Raw genomic sequence first — 20,678 nt, forward strand, 5'->3', positions numbered from 1 at the left:
CTATTTATTCCGTTCGTCAAGTCCGGTGATCCTCTTCTACTCGAAGCGACATGCGATCGTTCCCTCTACATTGATAATCATTCATGTGCATCACCATCCTTTCATATAATGAATATTACCGAATCTATTCGAAGTTAAACCTACTTTTTTGATTATTTTTTTCGAAAACGATAATAAGTCGTTGCTAAGGCAAGAGCGAGAACTAGTCCTTTAATGATATTCAGTGAGTAATACGGGACAGATAACATGACGAGCCCATTCTCAAGAATCCCGACCAGACAAGCTCCGACTAATGTCCCGAGTGCGTTCGGTTTCCCTTGTCCTGCAAACGACGAACCGATGAAGGCAGCCGCGACCGCCGGCATCAAATAACCGGATCCGGCATTGATTTGAGCAGAGCCGACCTGCGACGCAAGCAGGATTCCCCCGACTGCCGCGAGTATCCCGGCGATTACATAAGCCAGCCCCCGGTAACGCTGCACCGGGATCCCCGTCAAATGTGCTGCTTCCGGGTTTCCACCGATGATATATAAAAAACGCCCGTGCCGCGTATGATTCAAAAACAGATGTGTCACGGCAACGATGACCAACATGATGAAAATGATCCACGGCGCTTGACTGATCGTCAAAAATTTTTCCGGAATCATCCCGACCGTCGGTGTCCCGTCGAGCCGCGGCATCCCGGAACTGATTGAACCGCCGCCGGTATACGTCATCGCCACCCCTTCAAAGATGAACATCGTCGCCAGTGTCGCAAACAAGTCGGGAATCTTAAATTTGACGATTAACAGTACATTGACTAGCGCAACGCTCAAGGCAATTAAAATCGCCAAGCCGATCGACAGACCGAGCGGGAGGCTGTACCAGACAAAAAAGGAGACGACGAGCGAACTGGCAAATGTCGCCGTTGAACCGACCGATAGATCAAAACCATTCACAGTCAGCGAGACGGTCAAACCAGTCGCAATAATCGTTACGATCGAGATGCTCCGTAAAATATTAATCAGGTTCGCACCCTGTAAAAAGCTTGGTGCCGTCACGGCAAAAAAGACGATGAGTGCCAGGATTGCGAGGACGATCCCCCAGTCATTCAAAACGTGTAACAATCGTTTACCCGCCGTTTGCCGGTCCGTTTTTTGTTTCTGTTCCGTACCTGGTTCATGAAGTACTTCATTCATGATGTTGTCCCCCCTGTCGCATACAACAGTAATTGTTCTTCCGTCGTCTCCGAGGTTTTGGTCTCAAGTACGATTTTCCCATCATACATGACATAAATCCGGTCAGTCACCGCCAGCAATTCATCGAATTCACTGGAGGCGTACAGAATCCCCTTTTTTTGCTTGGCCAGTTGATCAATCACGTCAAAAATTTCCCGTTTCGCCCCAACGTCGACACCTTTCGTCGGTTCGTCGAACAGCAAAATCGATGCGTCGGCGAGAAGCCATTTCCCGATTGCGACCTTCTGTTGGTTCCCGCCGGATAAGCCTTCCACGCGTTGCGTTTCATCAATTGTTTTAATCGCCAATCGTTTGATGATAGCGTTGGCGGCAGTCCGTTCCTTTCCGGTCTGGACCCAACCGAACCGATTGACGAATTGTTTGAGGCTTGCCGCGGTCATGTTTTGATATATCGGATCCTTGACAAGGATACCTTCTTTCCGCCGTTCTTCCGGGATCAGACCAATCCCGCATCGGACCGCTTCATGCGGTGACCGGATGGTTGCCGGTTCGCCGCCTATCCGAATCTGTCCCGCCACAGTAGGAGTCGCTCCGAAAATCGTCTTACAGAGCTCGGTTTTTCCCGCTCCGACGAGTCCGGCAATCCCGATCACTTCTCCTGCATGAACCGTCAACGACAGCTGATCTAGCTGCCCAGTGACAGTCACTTGATCGAGTTCGAGCAACGTTTGCCCAACGGTTCGGGTTTGCCGATCCGTCTGTTGTAAACGTCTTCCAAGCATCTGTTCAACGATTTCCTCTTTCCTTTGCCCGGCTAAAGCTTGACGGGCGACCAGCTTCCCGTCACGCATGACGGAAATCGATTCACAAATCGCAAACAGTTCCTGAAGGCGGTGTGAGATAAAAATCACGCCTAATTGTTCGCGTGTCGCGAGTTCCTTGATGATTCGAAACAGATGTTCCGTCTCCCGTTGACTGAGCGGCGCCGTCGGTTCATCGAGGATTAAAAAGCGACTCTCTTGAACGAGTGCCCGGGCGATCAAAACCAATTGCTTGTCGGCAAGACGCAGTTCACTGACCCGTTGCCGGACATCGATGGAAGACTGGAGTTTTCCGAGCGCCTCCAGTGCAATCTGTTCAAATCGGCGTTGCCGGATGACCCCTTTAAGCTGTCCGTTCGTCAACAAATCAAGACAAATGTTTTCTGCGACCGTCAAGTACGAAATCAGTGCCGTATCGACCTCTTGGTAGACGATTTCAATTCCCGCCCGTTTGGCTGCGCGCGGCGAATCGATCGTCAACGGTACACCGTCAAACAAAATCGTTCCATCGTACGCCGCATGTGCTCCCGCCAATACCTTCATCAGCGTCGACTTACCAGCGCCGTTCGCTCCGACAAGGGCATGGATTTCCCCGCGGCGGACGGAAAAGTCAACATTATCGAGCGCTTTGACACCCGGGAACTCAATCGAAATCCCACGCATCTCGAGTCGTTTTTCCGCTTCCAGCTGCATCATTTCGCAGCATTCGCTTTCCGCAGTCTTTCCATCCACGGTTCGTCAAACTTTTCGGATGTACTCCAGCCCTTGATGATCGTATCGAGATTGTACATCGTCGTATCAGCTTTGAGCGCCTTTTGCTCGACTAATTTAGCGTCCAAATCAAAGCTGTCCGGTGTTTTTTCACCTGCCAGTTTTTTCGCGAGCAGGCGCATGTCCGTCTGTCCGATTAAATGCGGATCGACGGCACTCGTCGCCACCCAGTTGCTGCCTTTCTCACGCATCAGGTTGATATCCTGATTGGAGACATCGATTGAAATCAACGGGATTTCCTGACGTTTGTTGTCCTTTAAGGATTTATAGGCGCCTTTCGCGACTTCATCCCATGCTCCCCAAACGGCATCGATGCTCCCTTTCGGATATTTGGCGAGAATCGCGTTCATCTTCGTCGCGATATCGCCCTGGACATCCTGGAAGTTCGTTGGTCCGACCGTTTCAAGCGTCTTAATTTTGCCACCAGCTTCGTACGTCTTATAGATTTCCTGACGGCGATCGAGCGGTGCGAATCCTGGACCGAACCACAACTTGATGACCCGGACCGGTTTATCGTCCTTCACTTTCGTCACTTGATCGAGTGAAAGTTTTGCCAGTTTGTGATCATCCTGGAACGTCTCCGTGATGCCTTTTAACGTCTGATCTTTTTTCTTCGTCACCGTATCAAACGTCACGACCTTAATCCCTTTGTCGATGGCCGGTTTAATCATGTCGTAGGCATAATCCTCTTTTCCGTGCGAGATGATCAGTCCGTCATAATCCTGCTGAACGGCTTGCGCGACCAGTTCCTTGAACTTGACGTCATTCCCTTCCGAAATAAACGTATTGACCTTAAAACCAAGCGCCTCCCCTTCCGACCGGGCACCGTCCAAAAATTGTTTCGTATGATCATCGGACGCCAGATTGCGGATGACGGCAATCTTGATGTCTCCTTGGACACTTTCCGGCACACCGCTGATTTTTTTCGTCGGTGTCGCTTCACTATTGGCGCAAGCAGCCAGCAAGACCGCCGGTGCGAGCAAAAATGCTAATTTTTTCATCTCGATCTCCCCTGTCTGTTTAGATGACCTGTTGTCCGATTGCCTGTTCGATCGTTTCCACGCTCGGCCGTTCAATGACACCGAGTTCCGTGATGATGGCGGTGATGAGCTCGTGCGGTGTCACGTCAAACGCCGGATTAAAGACCGCTACACCCGCTGGCGCCGTCACCTGTCCGGCAAACTGTGTCACTTCACGGGCATCACGTTCCTCAATTTCAATCTCGTCGCCTGATAAACTCGTTAAGTCAAACGTCGACAGCGGTGCCGCGACGTAAAATGGAATCCCGAAGGCACGTGCGAGTAATGCCAGCTGGAACGTCCCGATTTTATTGGCCGTATCCCCGTTACGGGTAATCCGGTCCGCGCCGACGATGATCGCCGTGATCTGCTTTTCCTTGATCGTATGCGCGACCATATTGTCCGTGATCAAGGTGACGTCGATTCCTGCCCGTTGCAGCTCCCACGTCGTCAAGCGTGCGCCCTGTAACAAAGGCCGGGTTTCCGATGCATAGATAGATAACGGGATGCCTTGTTCCTTTGCGAGATAAAACGGGGCCAGTGCCGTCCCGTACGCCGCTGTCGCAATCGATCCGGCGTTACAAATCGTCAACACTCGGTCTCCCGCTTGCAACAATTCCAACGCATGCACACCGATTTGCCGTGACGTCTTGGCATCGGCTTCATAAAGGGCGATTGCTTTTTGTTCCAGACGTTTCGGCAGTTCAGCGAGCGTCGTCGCTGAAACGATGAGCTGGTTCAGTTCGTCAAGCACGTTCCGCAGATTGACGGCGGTCGGTCGGGTTGCGAGTAAATCCGCCGATACCGTCAACAGTTTTTGTTTCACTTCGTCAAGCGATCCCGTCGTCCGGAACGCTTCCTGTACGAGGACGAAACCACCAAACAAACTGATTGCCGGCGCCCCTCGGACACGCAGTTGTTTAATCGCTTCAACCGCCTGTGCCAAATCATGAATGACTTCATACCGTTCTTCTTGAGGAAGACGGGTCTGGTCAAGGATTTTTAAGCACGCCCGCTCATAGATGACACTACGGATAAACTCGCTCATCGGCTCAGTTCCTCCGTTACGTCAAAGTTCCGCAGATCCGTAAACGTCTTACACTCGCCGCGCCGTTTAATCAATACCGTCCCGAGGCGTAGAGCATGACGTTTCCGTTCAAGACGTGTCGCAGCATCTTCAATTTGTTCGAGATCAGCGACAGGTGCCAGACCAATCGTTCGCCGGATCAGTTCGCAACCTGCGAAACCGAGCGCGTCTTGAAGAATCGTACTGAGGACATCATCGACCAGTCCGGGTACCGTCCGGAAGGGTTCGACGGCTTCCCGTTCCCAGAGGGCCGTAAAGGTTGAGGCAAATGTCAGCCAAAACGTATCGATATCCTTCACTCGCGCCTCCCGCAACTCGGCATAGTTCGGATATGCCGCAAAGCAGAGATGGGCGATGAACTGACCGACATCAAACCCGAATGGACCGTAAAAAGCGAACTCCGGATCGATGATTTTTGTTTCGTTCGCTGAAGCAAAAATGCTTCCCGTATGTAAATCCCCGTGCAATAACCCTTCCCCTTTCGTTATGAACAACGTTTCGAGTTTCGCGACTTCCCGTTTCAACTGTTCATCCTGCCAGAGTTGCCGGACGTCTGTTTCCAAGCCACTTTCGATGTTGTTCGTTTCCGCGTCGTAAAATGGATCCGTAAAGATTAACTTTTCCGTGATGTCACATAAGTCCGGATTGTAATAGTCACGTGCGACCTGCTTTTTCCCGACCGGACCGAGCGCAAAATCTGACGTGAAAAATAACGTCCGCGCCAAGTAAGAACCGACATGCTCTGCAAGGAGCGGATACGTTTCGCCGGCGAGCAATCCCATCCGAACGATTTGCAGGTGCGACAAGTCCTCCATCACCGTATACGCTTCTTCATGACTGGCATGAAAGACCCGCGGGACGAACGGAATTGCGTGTTTCGCAAATTCCTTCAGTGCCAACTGTTCAATCCAGGCCCGCTCGAGCGATAGGGGCCAGCTTTCCCCGACGACTTTTGCATAAGGTAACGCCTGCTTCAAGATCAAACATTCTTTCCCTGCCTGAATCCGAAAGACTAAGTTCAAGTTCCCGTCGCCGATTTCTTCTGCCGTCGCTTCTTCCTGCCCGATCAGTCCGAGTTCCCGGACACGTTTAATTGCATCCTGTTCTGTAAATGCTTGATATGCCATCTTGCTTCCCCCTTCATTTCTACACAAAAAAAACGCCGCTTTTCGTCATAGAAAAGAGGCGCGGGGTATCATCCGTCCTCTTATCTCTCAGACGAATGTCTGTTGGATGTAGCACCGTGCCGGATGGTCGGTTGCTGCGGCGTCTTCGGGCCAATTCCCTCTGCCAACTCACGATAAGAGTCATATGTGGTTGTTGTGTTCGATGTTGATTCGAATCTTACGCTCGTCTTGAACAATCTGTCAATTCGATTTTTTAGGGGAACTCCGCCTAAAAAGATGCCATCTATAGAAGGTTATTTTGAAAAAAATAAATTTTCAAAAAATTATTTGACATCACGTCCATCTCATGTGAAAATTGCAATTAGATTTCACAATTTCATCCAATTCTTATCAAGAGCAGACGGAGGGACGAGCCCTATGATGTCGCAGCAACCGACCAGTTGGCACGGTGCTAATTCTTGCAGCTAACACGCTGACAGATAAGAGTCCACGCGCAATTTTTCATGGTCTCTTGTCATTGACGAGGGACCATTTTTGTATTTTTTAACAAGGGAGAGACGACGATCATGGCGTACATTACCGCAACTTACCAACTCGGCGTGACCGATCAGTTACCAAAACGGGCAGAGCAAATCGCCCTCGGTCTGACGGTCGGCTCATGGACCGATTTGAATCACTTGGAACAACAACAGCTTGAATCCTTTAAAGGACAAGTCGTCCATACGGAAGAACATGACGGGAAAGGATATGTCACGATCCGTTATCCGGAACACAACGTCTCACGGGACTTTTCGGCGATTTTGACGACCGTCTTCGGCAAGCTGTCACTCGACGGTCAAATCAAACTGACGGATCTTCAGCTTCCCGCTTCGTTCACACCGGATTTCCCCGGTGCTAAATTCGGCATCGAGGGCGTCCGCCAATTGATCCAAGTCCATGACCGCCCCCTGTTGATGAGCATCTTCAAAGGCGTCATCGGACGGGACCTCGTTTTTTTACGGGAACAACTGGAAGCCCAGCTCGCCGGCGGGATTGATCTCGTCAAGGATGACGAAATCTTATACGACAATCCGCTGACACCGGCACTCGACCGGGCGCGGATCGGACGGGAAGTCCTCGATGCAAACTATGAACGGACCGGTAAACGGGCCCTTTATGCGATTACGTTGAGTGGTCCGGTCTTCCGCTTGAAAGAGCAGGCGAAACGACTGGTCGAAGCCGGAGCGACAGCCCTCCTGCTCAACACGTTTACATACGGGCTTGATGTCTTGCGGGAACTGGCAGCCGACCCGGAAATCCCGGTCCCGATCTTTAATCATCCGGCGTTGAGCGGTGCCTTGATCGCCAGTCCCGAGTACGGGATTGCCGCCCCGGTCCTGCTCGGAACGTTGCCGCGGATTGCCGGTGCCGACTTGACACTGTTCCCGTCGCCGTACGGAAATGTCGCCCTCGCCAAAGACTTGGCCCGCGGGATTGCCGTCGAAGCGACCCGAATCGGTGAGACTAAAACCATTCTCCCGGTCCCGTCCGCCGGAATCCACCCGGGTCTCGTCGCCCAGCTTGTTCGTGATTTCGGCGTCGATTCCGTCATCAATGCCGGGGGCGGTGTCCACGGTCATCCGCAAGGTGCTGCGGCCGGAGTCATCGCTTTCCGCCAGGCACTCGACGCAGCACTGGCCGGCGAATCACTGACAAGTGCCGCCCGCCGGCACGAGGAATTACGTGTCGCCCTCGATGCTTGGGGGATCACGAAATGACAATCCGGATTTTATGTGACTTTGACGGAACGGTAACCGAGCACGATAATATCATCGCCTTGATGCAGGAGTTCGCTCCGCCGGAAAAATTTGAACCGTTAAAACAAGGTGTGCTCGAACGGTCGCTCTCGATTCAGTCCGGCGTCGGACAGATGTTTCAGCTGCTTCCGTCCAGTCAAAAACAGGACTACATTGATTTCTTGATGAAACGGGCGGTCATCCGTCCCGGCTTCGACACCTTGCTCGCCTTTGCCAAATCAAACGAAATTGATTTTTCCATCGTCAGCGGCGGGATCGACTTTTTTGTCCAGCCGATTCTTGCGGATGTACTGACGGACGAAGCGATTTATTGCAACGGCAGTGACTTCAGCCAGGAGACGGTTCGAATCGAATGGCCGCATTCCTGCGACTCAGCCTGTACAAATCAATGCGGTTGTTGCAAAACCTCGATCGCCCGGAAGCTGAAGCAGAACGGTGACACGATCATCGCGATCGGCGACTCCGTAACAGATTTTGAACTGGCTAAGCAGGCGGATCACGTTTATGCACGGGATTATCTGATCACGCTGTGTGAACAGCACGGTATCCCGTATACGCCGTTTGAAAACTTTTATGACATATTGAATCATTTGCAGACAAAGGTGGTGTACACATGACCTTCTTAAAACGATATGAAGAATTACGTGCCGTCAAACAGGAACTTGCAGCACGCGACTGGTTCCCCGGCACAAGCGGCAATCTCGCCATCCGGACGGCCGATCAACCGACTGAATTTCTCGTGACGGCAAGCGGGAAGGACAAACGGCAGGATACACCGGACGACTTCGTCCATGTCGACGCGTCCGGTCAACTGATCGGCGAACAAACGGGCCGTCCGTCTGCCGAAACGTTGCTCCACGTCGAGGTCTTCAACCGAACGACTGCCGGGTGTTCCCTTCACGTCCATACGATTGCCAATAATGTCTTGTCCGAACTTTACGGGGACCGTGGTGAAATTCGCTTTTCCGGTCAAGAAATCATCAAGGCGCTTGGCCGCTGGGAGGAAGATGCAGAAGTCATCGTCCCGATCATTGAGAATCACGCTGATATTCCGACACTCGCTACTGCCTTTTCGAAGCATGTCACGGCCAATCAAGGTGCGGTCCTGATTCGCAATCACGGTATCACCGTGTGGGCACCGACCGCTTTCGAAGCAAAAAAACACTTAGAAGCATACGAATTTTTATTCAACTATACACTTACCCTACATTCTTGCCGACAGGCAATCCATTAAGAGGAGGAAACACGATGGCAACAGTATTTTTCCAACAAACAAACGAACGGTATGTCGACCAACAAGAGGTTTCAACCTTTCTCGCTTCACGCGGTGTCCTATATGAACAGTGGGATGTCTCGAAATTACCAAGCGACCTCGTCGAGAACTTTACCTTAACAGATGACGATAAACAGACAATTTTAACGACATTCGCGGATGAAATCAAAGATGTTTCGGAACGTCGTGGTTACCAGACAGCCGACATCATCGCCCTCTCGGATACGACACCGAATCTCGATGAATTACTCGTCAACTTCCAAAAAGAACACCATCATACTGATGACGAGGTCCGCTTCATCGTCAGTGGTCATGGCGTGTTTGCAATCAAAGACGATGAAGTCGGCTATTACAACATCGAGCTCAATCCCGGTGATTTGATTTCCGTTCCCGTCAATACACGCCACTACTTCACACTCCAGGAAGACCGGAAAGTCGTCGCAATCCGGATTTTCGTCACGACGGACGGTTGGGTGCCGATTTACAAGCGGGACGCCCTGTCTTCAGCAAACTAATTCAATCCGGTCCGGCCCAAATCTTTTAGCAATAGAGGACCTGGGCTTTTTTTGTATTGAAGTGTCGTCTGACAAACACGTTTGAGGAAGGTGCCTGTACGGGAGCATTTCCTATTCTAGAAACATGCCGTTTGTTTCACTCATCTCCGATATAATGAAGAAAAGGACTCGAAAAGGAGCTGACGTGTATGATGATTCGTCTCGTTCAAGAAGCCGACTTACCGGACGTGCTCGCCATTTATAATGAAGGAATTGAAGACCGCATCGCGACGCTCGAGACGGATACGAAGGATTTAGCCTTCATGCAGCAATGGTTCAACGAACGTTCTGAACGACACGCGGGTTACGTCGCCTATGAAGGAACAAAGATTCTTGGCTTCATCTCCCTTGACGCCTACAATCCGCGTCCCGTCTATCAGTCCGTCGGTGAACTGTCCGTCTATATCACACGGACGCACCGTGGGCAAGGAATCGGAAAACGATTACTTGATATCATCGAAGAACATGCAATCCTTCACGGCATGCATAAGCTGATTCTCTTTACGTTCCCTTTCAACCGGATTGGACAAAAACTCTACATCAAAGCAGGATTCCGAATTGTCGGTACCTTTAAAGAACAAGGGATGTTAAACGGGTATTACGTTGATGTCCTGGCGATGGAAAAAATCCTTCCTAAACCGGATTGATGATCGTTTGGATTAAAGGTCCAGCAAGTCGGGAATACTAGACGAGGAAGATTCGTACAAGAAAGGAAGATTGCCTGTGAACATCCAGCAAATTCGAAATGCGACACTCGTCTTGACCTATGCCAACCAAGTTTTTTTAATTGATCCTTTCCTCGGTGAAAAGGGTTCGCTCCCGCCGTTCGACCATACACCGAACACGCACCGAAATCCGCTCGTCGACTTGCCGGTCGATGTCTCGACCTTACTCGACCCGGATGCCGTCTTCGTGACACATCTTCACGCCGATCATTTCGATGATGCTGCCAAACAGCTACTCCCGAAGGCGGTTCCGCTCTATGCCCAAAACGCGACGGACGTTTCTGTCATTCAAGAGGCCGGATTCACGGACGTTCAGTCGTTCGACCAAGGCGTGACACTGCGCGATGTCAAAGTTTACCGCACGAATGGTCAACACGGCGTCGGCGAAATCGGGCAACGGATGGGACACGTATCCGGTCTCGTCTTTACACATCCTGATGAACCGACGCTTTATATCGCCGGTGACACGATTTGGTGCGACGACGTCGATTCTGCAATCGATACGTATGCCCCCGATGTCATCGTCGTCAATAGTGGTGCGGCCCAGTTCCTGACAGGTGAACCGATCACGATGTCGGAACGTGATTTATTAGCGGTCCACAAGGCAGCGGCTGAAGCGACGATTGTCGTCTCACACCTTGAAGCTGTCAACCACTGCCTCCTCCGCCGCGATATGATTGCTGACTTTTTAGCAGCAAATCATCTCTCTGCCCACTTTTTGATTCCGGACGATGGCGAGACGATTTCATTTTAAGCCTCTCCTTCGAGAGTCGTACGAACACAAAAAAAACGGACGTTGTCCACTTCCTTGACAGGAAGAGGCACAGCGTCCGTTTTTTTCACGTTCACGCTTGCGGAATGACAAGACCGAGTAAACGGGCGAAGGCGATAGCCTGGTCTTCCGTCACGATTGCCCCTGTCAAAAAACGTGGATCAATCGTGATCCCCGAGACATCCGCTTGTCGTAAATCAAGTCCTTTTAACGGCGTTTCGACCCACTGACTTTCCATCAATTCAACATCCTCAAACCGTAAATCGATGAGTTTGCCTTCGAAGAATTGTGTCTCCCGCATCGCCGTCTGCTCAAACATCACTTGTCTGAGCGATGTCCGGATCACTTGTAAATAATTCGCCTGGCAGGCTTTTACCGTGACATGATCAAGTGTCGTTTCTTCTAATTGAACCCCTGTCAGGCGACAGTCCTGAAACAGAACACGATGGAAACGACTATCACGGAACTGACAGCCCGTCAAATCACACTGCTCAAACCGGACATTTTCAAAGGATGCACGCTCAAACACGAGACCCGCAAACGATACATTCCGAAAACAGACTTGATTGGCATCGATTCGTTCCGTCAGCTCAATCGGCAACGCTTCTTTTTCATACAGCGCTTGATACAAATACGGATCGTCAATTTCAACTTCTGTAAATGCTTCGGGCGCCAATGTCTTTGGCAATTCCGGCAGATGGATGACCGGTTTTTTCTTCATACTCCCACAACCCCTCTTCTTCTCAGTCCTTAGTGTACCAAACCTGTTGTGCGAAGATTACGCAAGAAGCTGATTTTTTAGCGATACCTCGCTCTAAAAAGTCATGACTGCTACTCACTTTTTCATTTTTTTGATTTGAGACACTTTGAGACCGTGCTATAGTCAAAATAAATAAAATAAGAACATTTGTTCTTAAAGGAGTGATTTTCGTGTCTTCTGATGCGGATTTTCCAAATCAACGTATTTTTTGTATCGATAGCGTCTCTTTTTATGCCAGTTGCGAGTGTCATTATCGAAATTTACCACCGCTCACAACAAAATTAGCCGTCGTTTCCGATTTAAAGCGAGGTGGCTCCGTCATTTTAGCGGCGAGTCCCGCCTTGAAGGCCCTCGGTATCAAAACGGCAAGTCGTCTCTATCAAATCGAACAGCTCCCATATAAGGACCGCAAACAGATTCAGCTCGTCGAACCACGTATGTTATGCTACATGAAAACATCAATCCGTGTCCTTGACGTACTCCATCAATTCGGGCCTCCGGAAGCAATCCGGGTCTATTCGATTGATGAAAGCTTCATTGATATGACGGGCACGGAGCGGCTTTTTGGTGATGATTTTGAAGCAGCCAAACAGATTCAGAACGCGATTTTGGAACAAACCGGAATCCATGTCCGAATCGGGATCGGTCCCAATAATGTCATCGCGAAACTGGCACTTGATTTGCTCGGAAAAAAACAGGGCATTGCGCGTTGTGGTTATGCCGACGTCCCGCGTCTCTTACACGACTTTCCAATCCGCAAGATGTGGGGGATCGGCAACCAAATGGAGCATCACCTGAATCGTTTAGGAATTGAAACGATTGGCGATTTAGCAGACGCACCGTTAGAGATGCTTCACGAACGATTTGGCGTTATCGGCGCCGAGCTCTGGCATCATGCTTGGGGAATCGACCAATCACCGACGACGGTTGATCCGACCGCTTTATTTCGTCCGGCGTCATCCAGACAAAAAACGATTGGTCATGGTGTGACGCTGATGCGTGACTATTACGAATACGACCAGATTCGCCTTGTCTTAAGTGAGCTTGCAAGCGATGTCGCAGCCCGCGTCCGTTTTTCCAATCAACTCGGCTGGACCGTTCACCTCGGTGTCCGTTACTCAAGACATGTCGTCCGGGCAGGATTTTCAAAGCAACTCCGCCTCCCTTATCCGACTTCAGACGAACGGATTATCCTTCGGCACATCCTTCAGCTGTTTGAGCCGAATTGGCTCGAACACGAACCAATTCGCTTTTTGTCTGTTTCGCTCGGTCAGCTCGTCCCGGACCAAGGGGCCCTGCAACTGTCGTTGTTCGAAGACAATGCCCGTGTCTGGAAACGCAAACGTTTATTGAAGGCCATCGATCACGTCAATCTCCGCTACGGAAAAGGAACGATCCGGCTTGCCGTCGCTTTTCTTGATACGAGTGTCGCCAAACGCCGCCTTCGTTTCGTTGGTGGTCATCCGGGGGGTGACGGCGATGACACGTTATCATGACCGGGGCAATTTGAAATGGATTCCGTTTTTGATGCCCGAGTACATCCAGTTGTTACATGACTACTATGTAGAAAGTCATCGTTTGACACTACCGCCAATCGATGCCCAGCTTCAAGAATCATGGCAATTCGTCCTCGAAGAAGCATTAATGGAAGGAAAAGAACTCGAAATCACGTATTATAAGGAAGGAAGCTATCTCACGCTGACTGGATTCATTGAACAAATTAATCGGGAACAGGGCTTATTATACGTCCGCAGTCAAAAATTGACGGAAATTCCGTTGATGCGACTAGTCCGGATTGAAAACGGGTAGGAATGACAGTGGGCTTCATGTATGCACTTATCTTTTGAATCATGAGTTGAAGGAAGGAATGTTCGTATGTTGGAATGGTTTACTTCACTCCCTGTCGTGATCCAGGCGCTACTCGCCGGGATGATGACGTGGGGGTTGACCGCACTCGGTGCGGCGCTTGTTTTTGTCTTTACGACTATCGAAAAAAAGGTCATGAATATGATGCTCGGCTTTGCCGCCGGTGTCATGATTGCAGCATCCTTTTGGTCACTGCTCGCTCCAGCGATTGAATTTACGGAGCAAGATGGTGGGATCGCCTGGTTACCAGCAGCAATCGGTTTTTTAGCAGGTGGTTTCTTCGTCCGCTTGCTCGATTTCGTCACACCCCACTTGCATTTATCCGCTCCTCTCGAAAGCGCGGAAGGTCCGTCGACCGGTCTCAAGAAAACGACGTTACTTTTCTTAGCCATCACGTTGCACAATATCCCGGAAGGTTTGGCAATCGGTGTTGCCTTTGGAGCTGCCGCGCTAAACATGGACGGCGCGACGGTCGTTGGCGCCTTGACGCTCGCACTCGGGATTGGAATTCAAAACATGCCGGAAGGGGCCGCCTTGTCGATTCCCCTCCGTGGCGAAGGTATGTCACGCCGGCGTGCCTTCAATTACGGTCAAATGTCCGCCATCGTCGAACCGATCGCGGCGATGATTGGTGCGGCTGCTGTTTTCTTCATTCAACCGTTACTGCCTTACGCACTCGCCTTTGCAGCCGGGGCCATGATTTTTGTTGTCGTCGAGGAATTGATTCCTGAATCACAAGCTGAAAACGGCTCGGATTTAGCAACACTCGGTTTAATGGTCGGTTTTACCGTCATGATGATTCTTGATGTCGCCTTAGGCTAAAAACAAATGGATTGCACAAAAAAACTCCTTCATCGCCGGTGAAGGAGTTTTCAGATTGATGTTGGAATGACTTTTGAGTCCACACCTTTCAACGTGGACCTTTGGTTATTTTTTGAGGATGCGCATCGCATTTAAAACGGCCAGGACGGTCACACCAACATCCGCAAACACGGCTTCCCACATCGTCGCAAAACCAAATGCACCAAACAGGAGGAACACGGCCTTTACGCCAAGTGCGAAGAAGATATTTTGATAGACGATTTTTCGTGTCGCACGGGCAACCTCAATTGCCTCGGTCAATTGTTTCGGTTCATCTGTCATGAGGACGATATCTGCCGCTTCGATGGCCACGTCACTGCCAAGTCCGCCCATCGCGATTCCGACATCTGCCCGTGTCAGGACGGGTGCATCATTGATGCCGTCGCCAACAAAGGCAACTTTTCCATCCGCTTGTTTCAAAATCAGTTCAAGTTGCTCGACTTTTTGATCGGGCAACAACTCTGCATGGATTTGGTCAATTCCAATCTGACGACCAATCGCTTCTGCCGTTGCCCGGCGGTCTCCTGTTAACATAACCGTTTTCCGCACACCAAGTGTTTTGAGGCGAGCGAGTGCTTCGACGGTACTGACTTTGATGTTGTCGGCAATCCGGATGTATCCGAGATATACGTCATTGCGGGCGACATGGACGTATGTCCCGTCTTTCGCTTGATCAAGCGTCTCATAACCAAGTTCTTTGAACCAACGGGCATTCCCGGCACGAATCGTATCCGTTCCGAAGCGACCGACGACTCCCGATCCTGCGACTTCCTGATATGCTTGAACGGATTCCGTCACTTCACCATAACTTGCATACGTCCGTTGGATGGACTTTGCAATCGGATGATTCGAGTGCTGTTCAACAAGTGTTGCCACTTTCAATAATTCTTCGTCTGAACAAGCAACCGGGCGAAGCTCCGTCACTTCAAAGACCCCTTCTGTCAGTGTTCCTGTTTTATCAAAAACGACCGTGTCCAGCTGTTGTAATGACTCGAGATGATTTCCACCCTTCACGAGAATCCCTCGTTTTGACGCAGCACCAATCCCACTGAAGAAACCGAGCGGAATTGAAATGACGAGCGCACAGGGACAACTGATGACAAGGAACACAAGTGCCCGGTAAATCCAGTCTTCCCATGTCGCGTTTGCTACAAAAAGTGGTGGCAGCACGGCGAGCAATGTCGCAATCCCGACGACCGCCGGTGTGTAGATCCGGGCAAACCGCGTGATGAATTTTTCCGTCGGTGCCTTATGGCGTGAGGCATTTTCAACGAGATCAAGAATTTTCGCGACGGTCGACTCACTGTAGAGACGGTCGACTTGAATCAACAGTCGCCCATCTGTATTGATCGTCCCTGCAAGAATCGCATCGTTCGTGCAGACACGCCGCGGAACCGATTCTCCTGTTAAGGCAACGGTATCGATGAATGCTTCGCCGTCAAGAATCGTCCCGTCGAGCGGAATCTTTTCGCCGGGACGGACTAAAATCCGTTGACCGACTTTTACTTGCATCGGGCTGACCGTTTGTCCGTTCTCAAGCATCGCCGTCTCGGGGCGAATGTCCATCAAGGTTGCAATCGATTTACGCGATTGATCGACTGCCCGGTGCTGGAAGAATTCACCGACTTGATAAAACAGCATGACGGCGACGGCTTCCGGATACTCGCCAATCAAGAAGGCACCAAGCGTCGCGATGACCATCAAGAAATTTTCATCAAATACTTGCCCTTGACGAATATTTCGGATTGCGTTTCGTAACACATCCCAGCCGATTAAGAAGTAGGCCATCGCAAATGAGATAAGTTCAATTGAGCTCGGTAAAAAGAAGGCACTGACAAAGGCGAGAGCCCCGACACTAAATTGGATTTTTTTCACTCGCGTCAAAAACGGACCATGATCATGCACATGATTTTCGTCAGATGGAACATCCCGGGAAACTTGGACGTCCGGCTCTAACTCTTGGACACGCTTGACGACCGCATCATATGTCGCGTCACGCGGCACTTCCCCTTGGTAGGTCACATATAGCTTTTGCCCGGCAAAATCAAGATTCGCTGCTTCGATTCCGTCGACCGTTGCTACACCACGCTCGACCTTCGCCGCACAATTGGCACAATCAATTCCTGAAATCCGTAAGCGTTCTGTTTTCGTTTCCATTCTCCCACCTCATTCAAATGTTCGTTTGATTATAACTTCATCCTACTCTTTTTCTGACCATTCGACAAGGTAAATCGTTATCGGTCTTCCGCCCGATATTGAGATTAGTTCTATCTCGGAAGAATGAAACATGATATGTTTTTAGATAGTAAAATATAGAAGGAGAATATCATGCATATCTTAGAATTACTTAAAGCACTTTTACTTGGTTTCGTCGAAGGGATGACGGAATTCGCTCCTGTCTCTTCAACCGGTCATATGATCATCGTCGACGACATGTGGCTCCAGACAACGGACTTTCTCGGAAAATACTCCGCGAACACATTTAAGATCGTCATCCAGCTCGGATCGATTCTTGCCGTCATCGTCGTCTTTTGGAAACGGTTATTCAGCCTGATCGGTCTCTATAAGATTGAAGGCGAGCACGATGCGACGGGCACACACAAATTAAAGCTGCGTCACGTCTTAATCGGACTGCTTCCTGCTGCTGTCCTCGGTTTATTGTTCGAAGATTTCATTGATGAAAATCTCTTTTCAATCGATACCGTCATCATCGGTCTCGCCGTCGGAGCTGTCTTGATGATCGCAGCGGATAAACTCGGTCCAAAAGAACCGAAAACGACGACGCTCGACCAAATTACTTACCGCCAAGCAGCACTCGTCGGATTGTTCCAATGTATTTCACTTTGGCCAGGGTTTTCACGGTCCGGTTCAACGATTTCCGGAGGGGTCTTCCTCGGGATGAATCACCGGACGGCGGCTGACTTTACATTCATCATGGCCGTACCAATCATGTTCGGAGCAAGTTTCCTTTCGCTCGTCAAGAACTGGGAGTACATCGAAATGGCTCACCTCAATTTTTACATCGTCGGTTTTGTTGCATCGTTCGCGTTTGCGCTACTATCGATTCGTTTCTTCTTGAAACTGATCAATAAAATCAAGCTTGTCCCGTTTGCGATCTATCGCCTTGTCTTAGCTGCGATTCTCGCAATCGTCGTTTACATGTAAGAAACAAAAAAACTATCAGTGATTTACTGATAGTTTTTTGTTTTTTTGAAACTTATTAAAACGGATTAGGGTATATAGTAGTTGAGATACAGAAAAAAAGGAGTGGACGAATAATGGCACGTAGAAATCGTGGAGGTTCTAAATTACCTCTCATCATTGGAATTGCTGTTGTTGTCATCATTGCTTTCTTAGCAATCGGACAATACAACAGTCTCGTAAACGTCGAAGAAGACGTTTCGAACAAGTGGTCACAAGTCGATAACCAAATTAAACGACGGGCGGATCTCATCCCGAACCTTGTCGAGACTGTTAAAGGTGTCGCTGGTCAAGAAGAAAAAGTTTACGGTGATATCGCCGAGGCACAAGCTGGCCTTGCTCGCGCTGCTTCAACGGAACAACGGATTGAAGCCGACCAACAAGTCACATCTTCCCTCCGTGGATTGATTGCCTTACAAACGACGTATCCGGAACTTAAATCAAGCGAACGGTTCCAGTCGTTGATGGACACGCTTGAAGGGACAGAAAACCGTCTCGGTATCGCGCGGAAAGATTACAATGATTCCGTCACAGTCTACAATAAGAAACGTCGTAGTTTCCCGACTTCGCTTTATGCTTCGGCGTTTGGTTTTGATAAAAAACCATACTATGAAATTTCAGAAAGCGACCGCGAAAACCCAACGGTCGATTTCAACAGTGATTCGAAATGATTTGGCGAAGAACGCGTCTCCTTCTGAGTGCGTTCCTCGTTTTCTTCCTTCTGACTCCGACTGCCGAAGCCGTATCAGAACGCACGGGCGCAGCTTTCTTCATCCAAGATGATGCACAGTTGCTGACCGCGTCGGAAGAAGCGGAACTTGCTCGTCTTGGTCAGGAACTCGAACAATATACGACTGCACAAGTCGTTTTAAAAACTGTCCCTGACTTAAAAGGACAAGACTTGAGTACGTATGCGAACGAAACCTTCCGTGCCCAAGGAATTGGGCAAGAAGGAAAAGATAACGGTGTCATGGTGGTCGTGGCGCCAAACGAAAAAAGCCGCAATTTCCGGATCGAGGTTGGTTACAAGCTTGAGGGTGTCCTGACCGACATCACGGCAGGTCGGATCCTCGATCAATACGCCGTTCCCTATCGCGACGAAGGTGATTACGGAAAAGCAGCTTCAGAAACCTATAAAGCCGTCATCAGTGTTGTCTCGAAGGAACAGTCACTCGAATCGCAAGATCCGAAACAAACGTCTTCTGAAGACGGGCTGAGTCTTTGGGTCAAACTCGTCATCGGTGCAGGCCTTGTCCTGTTATTGTTCTTGGATATGAAATTTACAGGTGGCATGTTCTTCTTCGCGATCATCAACATCCTGTCAGCCGTTATGCGTGGCGGCGGTGGTGGCGGTGGCGGAAGTCGTGGGGGCGGCGGTAGTTCCGGCGGCGGCGGGGCAGAAAGGTAGGAGCAAATAATGAACGGATTTTACATGGTTCTGATTTTTTACGGCATGATGACCGTCGTTGGCTTCTTTTCGATGTGGTCCGATAAACGTCGTGCGAAACAACATGCACAACGGACGCCGGAAGCTACGTTGCTTTGGATTGCCTTTCTCGGAGGTGCCCTCGGTTCATTACTCGGAATGCAGCTCGCGCGTCATAAAACACGCAAACCGAAGTTCCAGTTACTTGTCCCGCTTGCACTGTTACTACACGCCACGGGATGGATTTTGTTCATGACCGCATGATCATTTGAAATGTTGCTTCAACCATCCGATAAAGAAGATAGAGGATTCGATTTTGTTCGAATCCTCTATCTTTTTTTAGTTTGGTCAATAGAACACTAAATGTTTGAATCCAAGTTACATTTCCATTATCTTTGGGTAAAGTATTTAACCAATTTAATAAATACATCTTTTCAGGTGTATCTTCTACGAAAGGTGGAAAATCATTTTATGTGGCATCCTTGCGCTGAATGTACAACAACAATCCGTTTTATCGAGGCTGGCTCCCTACATATCCAGTCGAACATTCCTCAAGTTTATTCGTATACATCGTTCGACCAACTCGAGTCATTGCTTGAAGCAACTCTACAGAAACAGGATGTGCCTGTCTCATGTCGCCGGGACGGCTCCCGCTTCGTCACTCCGTCTCTTCTTGCTTCTGCCCTACTTGAGCAATTACGTCATCGCCAGGCCATCGAATTCATTCAAACAGGTGACATGACGAGTCACCTCCAGCCAATTTACGATATCCAGGATAATACGCTGTTCGCAAATGAGGCACTCCTTCGCGCCGCCGATCAAAATGTCCCGATGTCGCCCGGTATCCTCTTCTCGACCGCCTCGAAGATGGGACTTCACTCGAGACTTGACCAGCGCGCACGCGAAGAAGCGATTCGCGCGACACATCATCTCGGAGGAACAGAAAAAACGTTCATCAACTTCCTTCCTTCAACGATTTATAACCCGGAATACTGCCTTCGTCATACGTTCGAAATCGTTGAACGGTACGGAGTCGACCCGAGTCGTCTTGTGTTCGAAGTCGTGGAAACGGAAAAAATCGAAGACGTCAATCACTTGAAACACGTATTTGACCAGTATAAAAAACAAGGGATTCAAGTCGCACTTGACGATGTCGGTGCGGGCTTCTCGACGCTCGATATGTTGACGTTACTGCAGCCCGACTATATTAAAATCGACCGGTCTTTCATCTCGAACTGTGATACAGTCGCGGAAAATGAAGCTTTCTTACGGAAAGCTCGCCATCTGACAAAAGAAATGGGTATCAAAATCTTAGCAGAAGGCATTGAGCGGCAAGAAGAACTCGACCTTTGCCGTCAACTTGGTTTTGATTTTGGTCAAGGATACCTGCTTGGGCGCCCTGCCCCGTACACACAATTTGCCAAAGCACAATAAAAAGAAA

General features: G+C 49.8%; 21 protein-coding genes and 2 riboswitches. Of the genes, 14 read left to right on the forward strand and 7 right to left on the reverse strand.

Going from position 1 to position 20,678, the window contains the following annotated elements; all coding sequences use genetic code 11:
• Positions 1–152: 152 nt before the first annotated feature.
• From KNQ04_RS07370 to mtnK, 5 genes are read right to left on the reverse strand one after another with little or no spacing between them, the layout of a single operon-like run.
• The gene (locus KNQ04_RS07370; RefSeq protein ID WP_214848802.1) at positions 153–1,178 is read right to left on the reverse strand and encodes an ABC transporter permease; all 1,026 of its coding nucleotides are present in this window, start codon (positions 1,176–1,178) and stop codon (positions 153–155) included.
• Positions 1,175–2,695 carry a sugar ABC transporter ATP-binding protein gene (locus tag KNQ04_RS07375; protein WP_251136933.1) on the reverse strand — a complete coding sequence of 507 codons (1,521 nt, stop codon included), beginning with the start codon at positions 2,693–2,695 and terminating at the stop codon, positions 1,175–1,177. The genes KNQ04_RS07370 and KNQ04_RS07375 overlap by 4 nt, the downstream gene beginning before the upstream one ends.
• The gene (locus KNQ04_RS07380; protein ID WP_214848804.1) at positions 2,692–3,771 is read right to left on the reverse strand and encodes a sugar ABC transporter substrate-binding protein; all 1,080 of its coding nucleotides are present in this window, start codon (positions 3,769–3,771) and stop codon (positions 2,692–2,694) included. The genes KNQ04_RS07375 and KNQ04_RS07380 overlap by 4 nt, the downstream gene beginning before the upstream one ends.
• A gap of 19 nt (positions 3,772–3,790) precedes the next feature.
• Positions 3,791–4,837, reverse strand: a complete 1,047-nt coding sequence (gene mtnA / locus KNQ04_RS07385) for an S-methyl-5-thioribose-1-phosphate isomerase (RefSeq protein ID WP_214848807.1) — start codon at positions 4,835–4,837, stop codon at positions 3,791–3,793.
• Complete coding sequence (gene mtnK / locus KNQ04_RS07390) at positions 4,834–6,003, reverse strand: S-methyl-5-thioribose kinase (RefSeq protein ID WP_214848810.1); 1,170 nt, start codon at positions 6,001–6,003, stop codon at positions 4,834–4,836. Before mtnK ends, mtnA begins: the two co-directional genes overlap by 4 nt.
• A 77-nt stretch (positions 6,004–6,080) precedes the next feature.
• Positions 6,081–6,183: riboswitch (SAM riboswitch) on the reverse strand.
• A gap of 204 nt (positions 6,184–6,387) precedes the next feature.
• Positions 6,388–6,489: riboswitch (SAM riboswitch) on the forward strand.
• Positions 6,490–6,569: 80 nt separating this feature from the next.
• Between mtnK and KNQ04_RS07395 the strand changes: the two genes are divergently transcribed.
• The 6 genes from KNQ04_RS07395 (at position 6,570) to KNQ04_RS07420 (ending at position 11,105) form a co-directional block, all read left to right on the forward strand.
• On the forward strand, positions 6,570–7,760 hold the full coding sequence (locus KNQ04_RS07395; RefSeq protein ID WP_214848811.1) for a 2,3-diketo-5-methylthiopentyl-1-phosphate enolase: 1,191 nt from the start codon (positions 6,570–6,572) through the stop codon (positions 7,758–7,760).
• A complete protein-coding gene (locus KNQ04_RS07400) occupies positions 7,757–8,416 on the forward strand; it encodes a 2-hydroxy-3-keto-5-methylthiopentenyl-1-phosphate phosphatase (protein WP_214848813.1) in 660 nt (219 codons plus the stop codon). The genes KNQ04_RS07395 and KNQ04_RS07400 overlap by 4 nt, the downstream gene beginning before the upstream one ends.
• Positions 8,413–9,033: a methylthioribulose 1-phosphate dehydratase gene (locus KNQ04_RS07405; RefSeq protein ID WP_214848815.1), complete on the forward strand. Its 621-nt coding sequence runs from the start codon at positions 8,413–8,415 to the stop codon at positions 9,031–9,033. Before KNQ04_RS07400 ends, KNQ04_RS07405 begins: the two co-directional genes overlap by 4 nt.
• Positions 9,034–9,047: 14 nt before the next feature.
• Positions 9,048–9,587, forward strand: a complete 540-nt coding sequence (locus tag KNQ04_RS07410; RefSeq protein WP_214848817.1) for a 1,2-dihydroxy-3-keto-5-methylthiopentene dioxygenase — start codon at positions 9,048–9,050, stop codon at positions 9,585–9,587.
• A 188-nt stretch (positions 9,588–9,775) separates the two neighbouring features.
• Entirely contained in the window at positions 9,776–10,273 is a 498-nt protein-coding gene (locus KNQ04_RS07415; RefSeq protein WP_214848818.1) for an arsinothricin resistance N-acetyltransferase ArsN1 family A, read from the forward strand.
• A gap of 76 nt (positions 10,274–10,349) precedes the next feature.
• Complete coding sequence (locus KNQ04_RS07420; protein WP_214848820.1) at positions 10,350–11,105, forward strand: MBL fold metallo-hydrolase; 756 nt, start codon at positions 10,350–10,352, stop codon at positions 11,103–11,105.
• A gap of 91 nt (positions 11,106–11,196) precedes the next feature.
• Here KNQ04_RS07420 and KNQ04_RS07425 read toward each other — a convergent pair whose 3' ends face one another.
• Positions 11,197–11,844, reverse strand: coding sequence for a pentapeptide repeat-containing protein (locus KNQ04_RS07425; protein WP_159172799.1), 648 nt, complete (start codon positions 11,842–11,844; stop codon positions 11,197–11,199).
• Positions 11,845–12,053: 209 nt separating this feature from the next.
• On the opposite strand from KNQ04_RS07425, the gene KNQ04_RS15830 reads away from it, so the two are divergent.
• From KNQ04_RS15830 to KNQ04_RS07440, 3 genes are all read left to right on the forward strand, one after another.
• Positions 12,054–13,379, forward strand: coding sequence for a Y-family DNA polymerase (locus tag KNQ04_RS15830; RefSeq protein WP_214848822.1), 1,326 nt, complete (start codon positions 12,054–12,056; stop codon positions 13,377–13,379).
• The gene (locus tag KNQ04_RS07435) at positions 13,363–13,692 is read left to right on the forward strand and encodes a YolD-like family protein (RefSeq protein ID WP_159172801.1); all 330 of its coding nucleotides are present in this window, start codon (positions 13,363–13,365) and stop codon (positions 13,690–13,692) included. Before KNQ04_RS15830 ends, KNQ04_RS07435 begins: the two co-directional genes overlap by 17 nt.
• 66 nt (positions 13,693–13,758) lie before the next feature.
• Positions 13,759–14,571: a ZIP family metal transporter gene (locus tag KNQ04_RS07440; protein ID WP_159172802.1), complete on the forward strand. Its 813-nt coding sequence runs from the start codon at positions 13,759–13,761 to the stop codon at positions 14,569–14,571.
• 105 nt (positions 14,572–14,676) lie between these two features.
• On the opposite strand, the gene KNQ04_RS07445 is transcribed toward KNQ04_RS07440, so the two are convergent.
• The gene (locus KNQ04_RS07445) at positions 14,677–16,767 is read right to left on the reverse strand and encodes a heavy metal translocating P-type ATPase (protein WP_214848824.1); all 2,091 of its coding nucleotides are present in this window, start codon (positions 16,765–16,767) and stop codon (positions 14,677–14,679) included.
• Between the two features lie 171 nt (positions 16,768–16,938).
• On the opposite strand from KNQ04_RS07445, the gene KNQ04_RS07450 reads away from it, so the two are divergent.
• From KNQ04_RS07450 to KNQ04_RS07470, 5 genes are all read left to right on the forward strand, one after another.
• Positions 16,939–17,775 (forward strand): undecaprenyl-diphosphate phosphatase, encoded by an 837-nt coding sequence (locus tag KNQ04_RS07450; RefSeq protein ID WP_214848826.1) that lies wholly within the window; start codon positions 16,939–16,941, stop codon positions 17,773–17,775.
• Between the two features lie 113 nt (positions 17,776–17,888).
• Positions 17,889–18,482, forward strand: coding sequence for a LemA family protein (locus tag KNQ04_RS07455; RefSeq protein ID WP_214848828.1), 594 nt, complete (start codon positions 17,889–17,891; stop codon positions 18,480–18,482).
• Positions 18,479–19,219 (forward strand): TPM domain-containing protein, encoded by a 741-nt coding sequence (locus KNQ04_RS07460; RefSeq protein WP_214848829.1) that lies wholly within the window; start codon positions 18,479–18,481, stop codon positions 19,217–19,219. The genes KNQ04_RS07455 and KNQ04_RS07460 overlap by 4 nt, the downstream gene beginning before the upstream one ends.
• Positions 19,220–19,228: 9 nt before the next feature.
• Positions 19,229–19,501, forward strand: a complete 273-nt coding sequence (locus KNQ04_RS07465; protein WP_483299243.1) for a DUF1294 domain-containing protein — start codon at positions 19,229–19,231, stop codon at positions 19,499–19,501.
• A gap of 207 nt (positions 19,502–19,708) precedes the next feature.
• On the forward strand, positions 19,709–20,671 hold the full coding sequence (locus KNQ04_RS07470; protein WP_214848831.1) for an EAL domain-containing protein: 963 nt from the start codon (positions 19,709–19,711) through the stop codon (positions 20,669–20,671).
• The last annotated feature ends 7 nt before the right edge of the window (positions 20,672–20,678 follow it).

The organism is Exiguobacterium sp. s193 (genome assembly GCF_018618755.1).
GTDB lineage: Bacteria > Bacillota > Bacilli > Exiguobacteriales > Exiguobacteriaceae > Exiguobacterium_A.

Excerpts from the sequence above, each read along its gene's own strand:
- KNQ04_RS07380 (WP_214848804.1), bottom strand. The coding sequence starts at position 3,771 with ATGAAAAAATTAGCATTTTTGCTCGCACCGGCGGTCTTGCTGGCTGCT.
- KNQ04_RS07450 (WP_214848826.1), top strand. The coding sequence starts at position 16,939 with ATGCATATCTTAGAATTACTTAAAGCACTTTTACTTGGTTTCGTCGAA.
- KNQ04_RS07415 (WP_214848818.1), top strand. The coding sequence starts at position 9,776 with ATGATGATTCGTCTCGTTCAAGAAGCCGACTTACCGGACGTGCTCGCC.
- KNQ04_RS07445 (WP_214848824.1), bottom strand. The coding sequence starts at position 16,767 with ATGGAAACGAAAACAGAACGCTTACGGATTTCAGGAATTGATTGTGCC.
- mtnA (WP_214848807.1), bottom strand. The coding sequence starts at position 4,837 with ATGAGCGAGTTTATCCGTAGTGTCATCTATGAGCGGGCGTGCTTAAAA.
- KNQ04_RS07435 (WP_159172801.1), top strand. The coding sequence starts at position 13,363 with ATGACACGTTATCATGACCGGGGCAATTTGAAATGGATTCCGTTTTTG.
- KNQ04_RS07400 (WP_214848813.1), top strand. The coding sequence starts at position 7,757 with ATGACAATCCGGATTTTATGTGACTTTGACGGAACGGTAACCGAGCAC.
- KNQ04_RS07440 (WP_159172802.1), top strand. The coding sequence starts at position 13,759 with ATGTTGGAATGGTTTACTTCACTCCCTGTCGTGATCCAGGCGCTACTC.
- KNQ04_RS07375 (WP_251136933.1), bottom strand. The coding sequence starts at position 2,695 with ATGATGCAGCTGGAAGCGGAAAAACGACTCGAGATGCGTGGGATTTCG.
- KNQ04_RS07455 (WP_214848828.1), top strand. The coding sequence starts at position 17,889 with ATGGCACGTAGAAATCGTGGAGGTTCTAAATTACCTCTCATCATTGGA.
- KNQ04_RS07370 (WP_214848802.1), bottom strand. The coding sequence starts at position 1,178 with ATGAATGAAGTACTTCATGAACCAGGTACGGAACAGAAACAAAAAACG.
- KNQ04_RS07425 (WP_159172799.1), bottom strand. The coding sequence starts at position 11,844 with ATGAAGAAAAAACCGGTCATCCATCTGCCGGAATTGCCAAAGACATTG.
- KNQ04_RS07470 (WP_214848831.1), top strand. The coding sequence starts at position 19,709 with ATGTGGCATCCTTGCGCTGAATGTACAACAACAATCCGTTTTATCGAG.
- mtnK (WP_214848810.1), bottom strand. The coding sequence starts at position 6,003 with ATGGCATATCAAGCATTTACAGAACAGGATGCAATTAAACGTGTCCGG.
- KNQ04_RS07395 (WP_214848811.1), top strand. The coding sequence starts at position 6,570 with ATGGCGTACATTACCGCAACTTACCAACTCGGCGTGACCGATCAGTTA.
- KNQ04_RS07410 (WP_214848817.1), top strand. The coding sequence starts at position 9,048 with ATGGCAACAGTATTTTTCCAACAAACAAACGAACGGTATGTCGACCAA.
- KNQ04_RS07460 (WP_214848829.1), top strand. The coding sequence starts at position 18,479 with ATGATTTGGCGAAGAACGCGTCTCCTTCTGAGTGCGTTCCTCGTTTTC.
- KNQ04_RS07405 (WP_214848815.1), top strand. The coding sequence starts at position 8,413 with ATGACCTTCTTAAAACGATATGAAGAATTACGTGCCGTCAAACAGGAA.
- KNQ04_RS07465 (WP_483299243.1), top strand. The coding sequence starts at position 19,229 with ATGAACGGATTTTACATGGTTCTGATTTTTTACGGCATGATGACCGTC.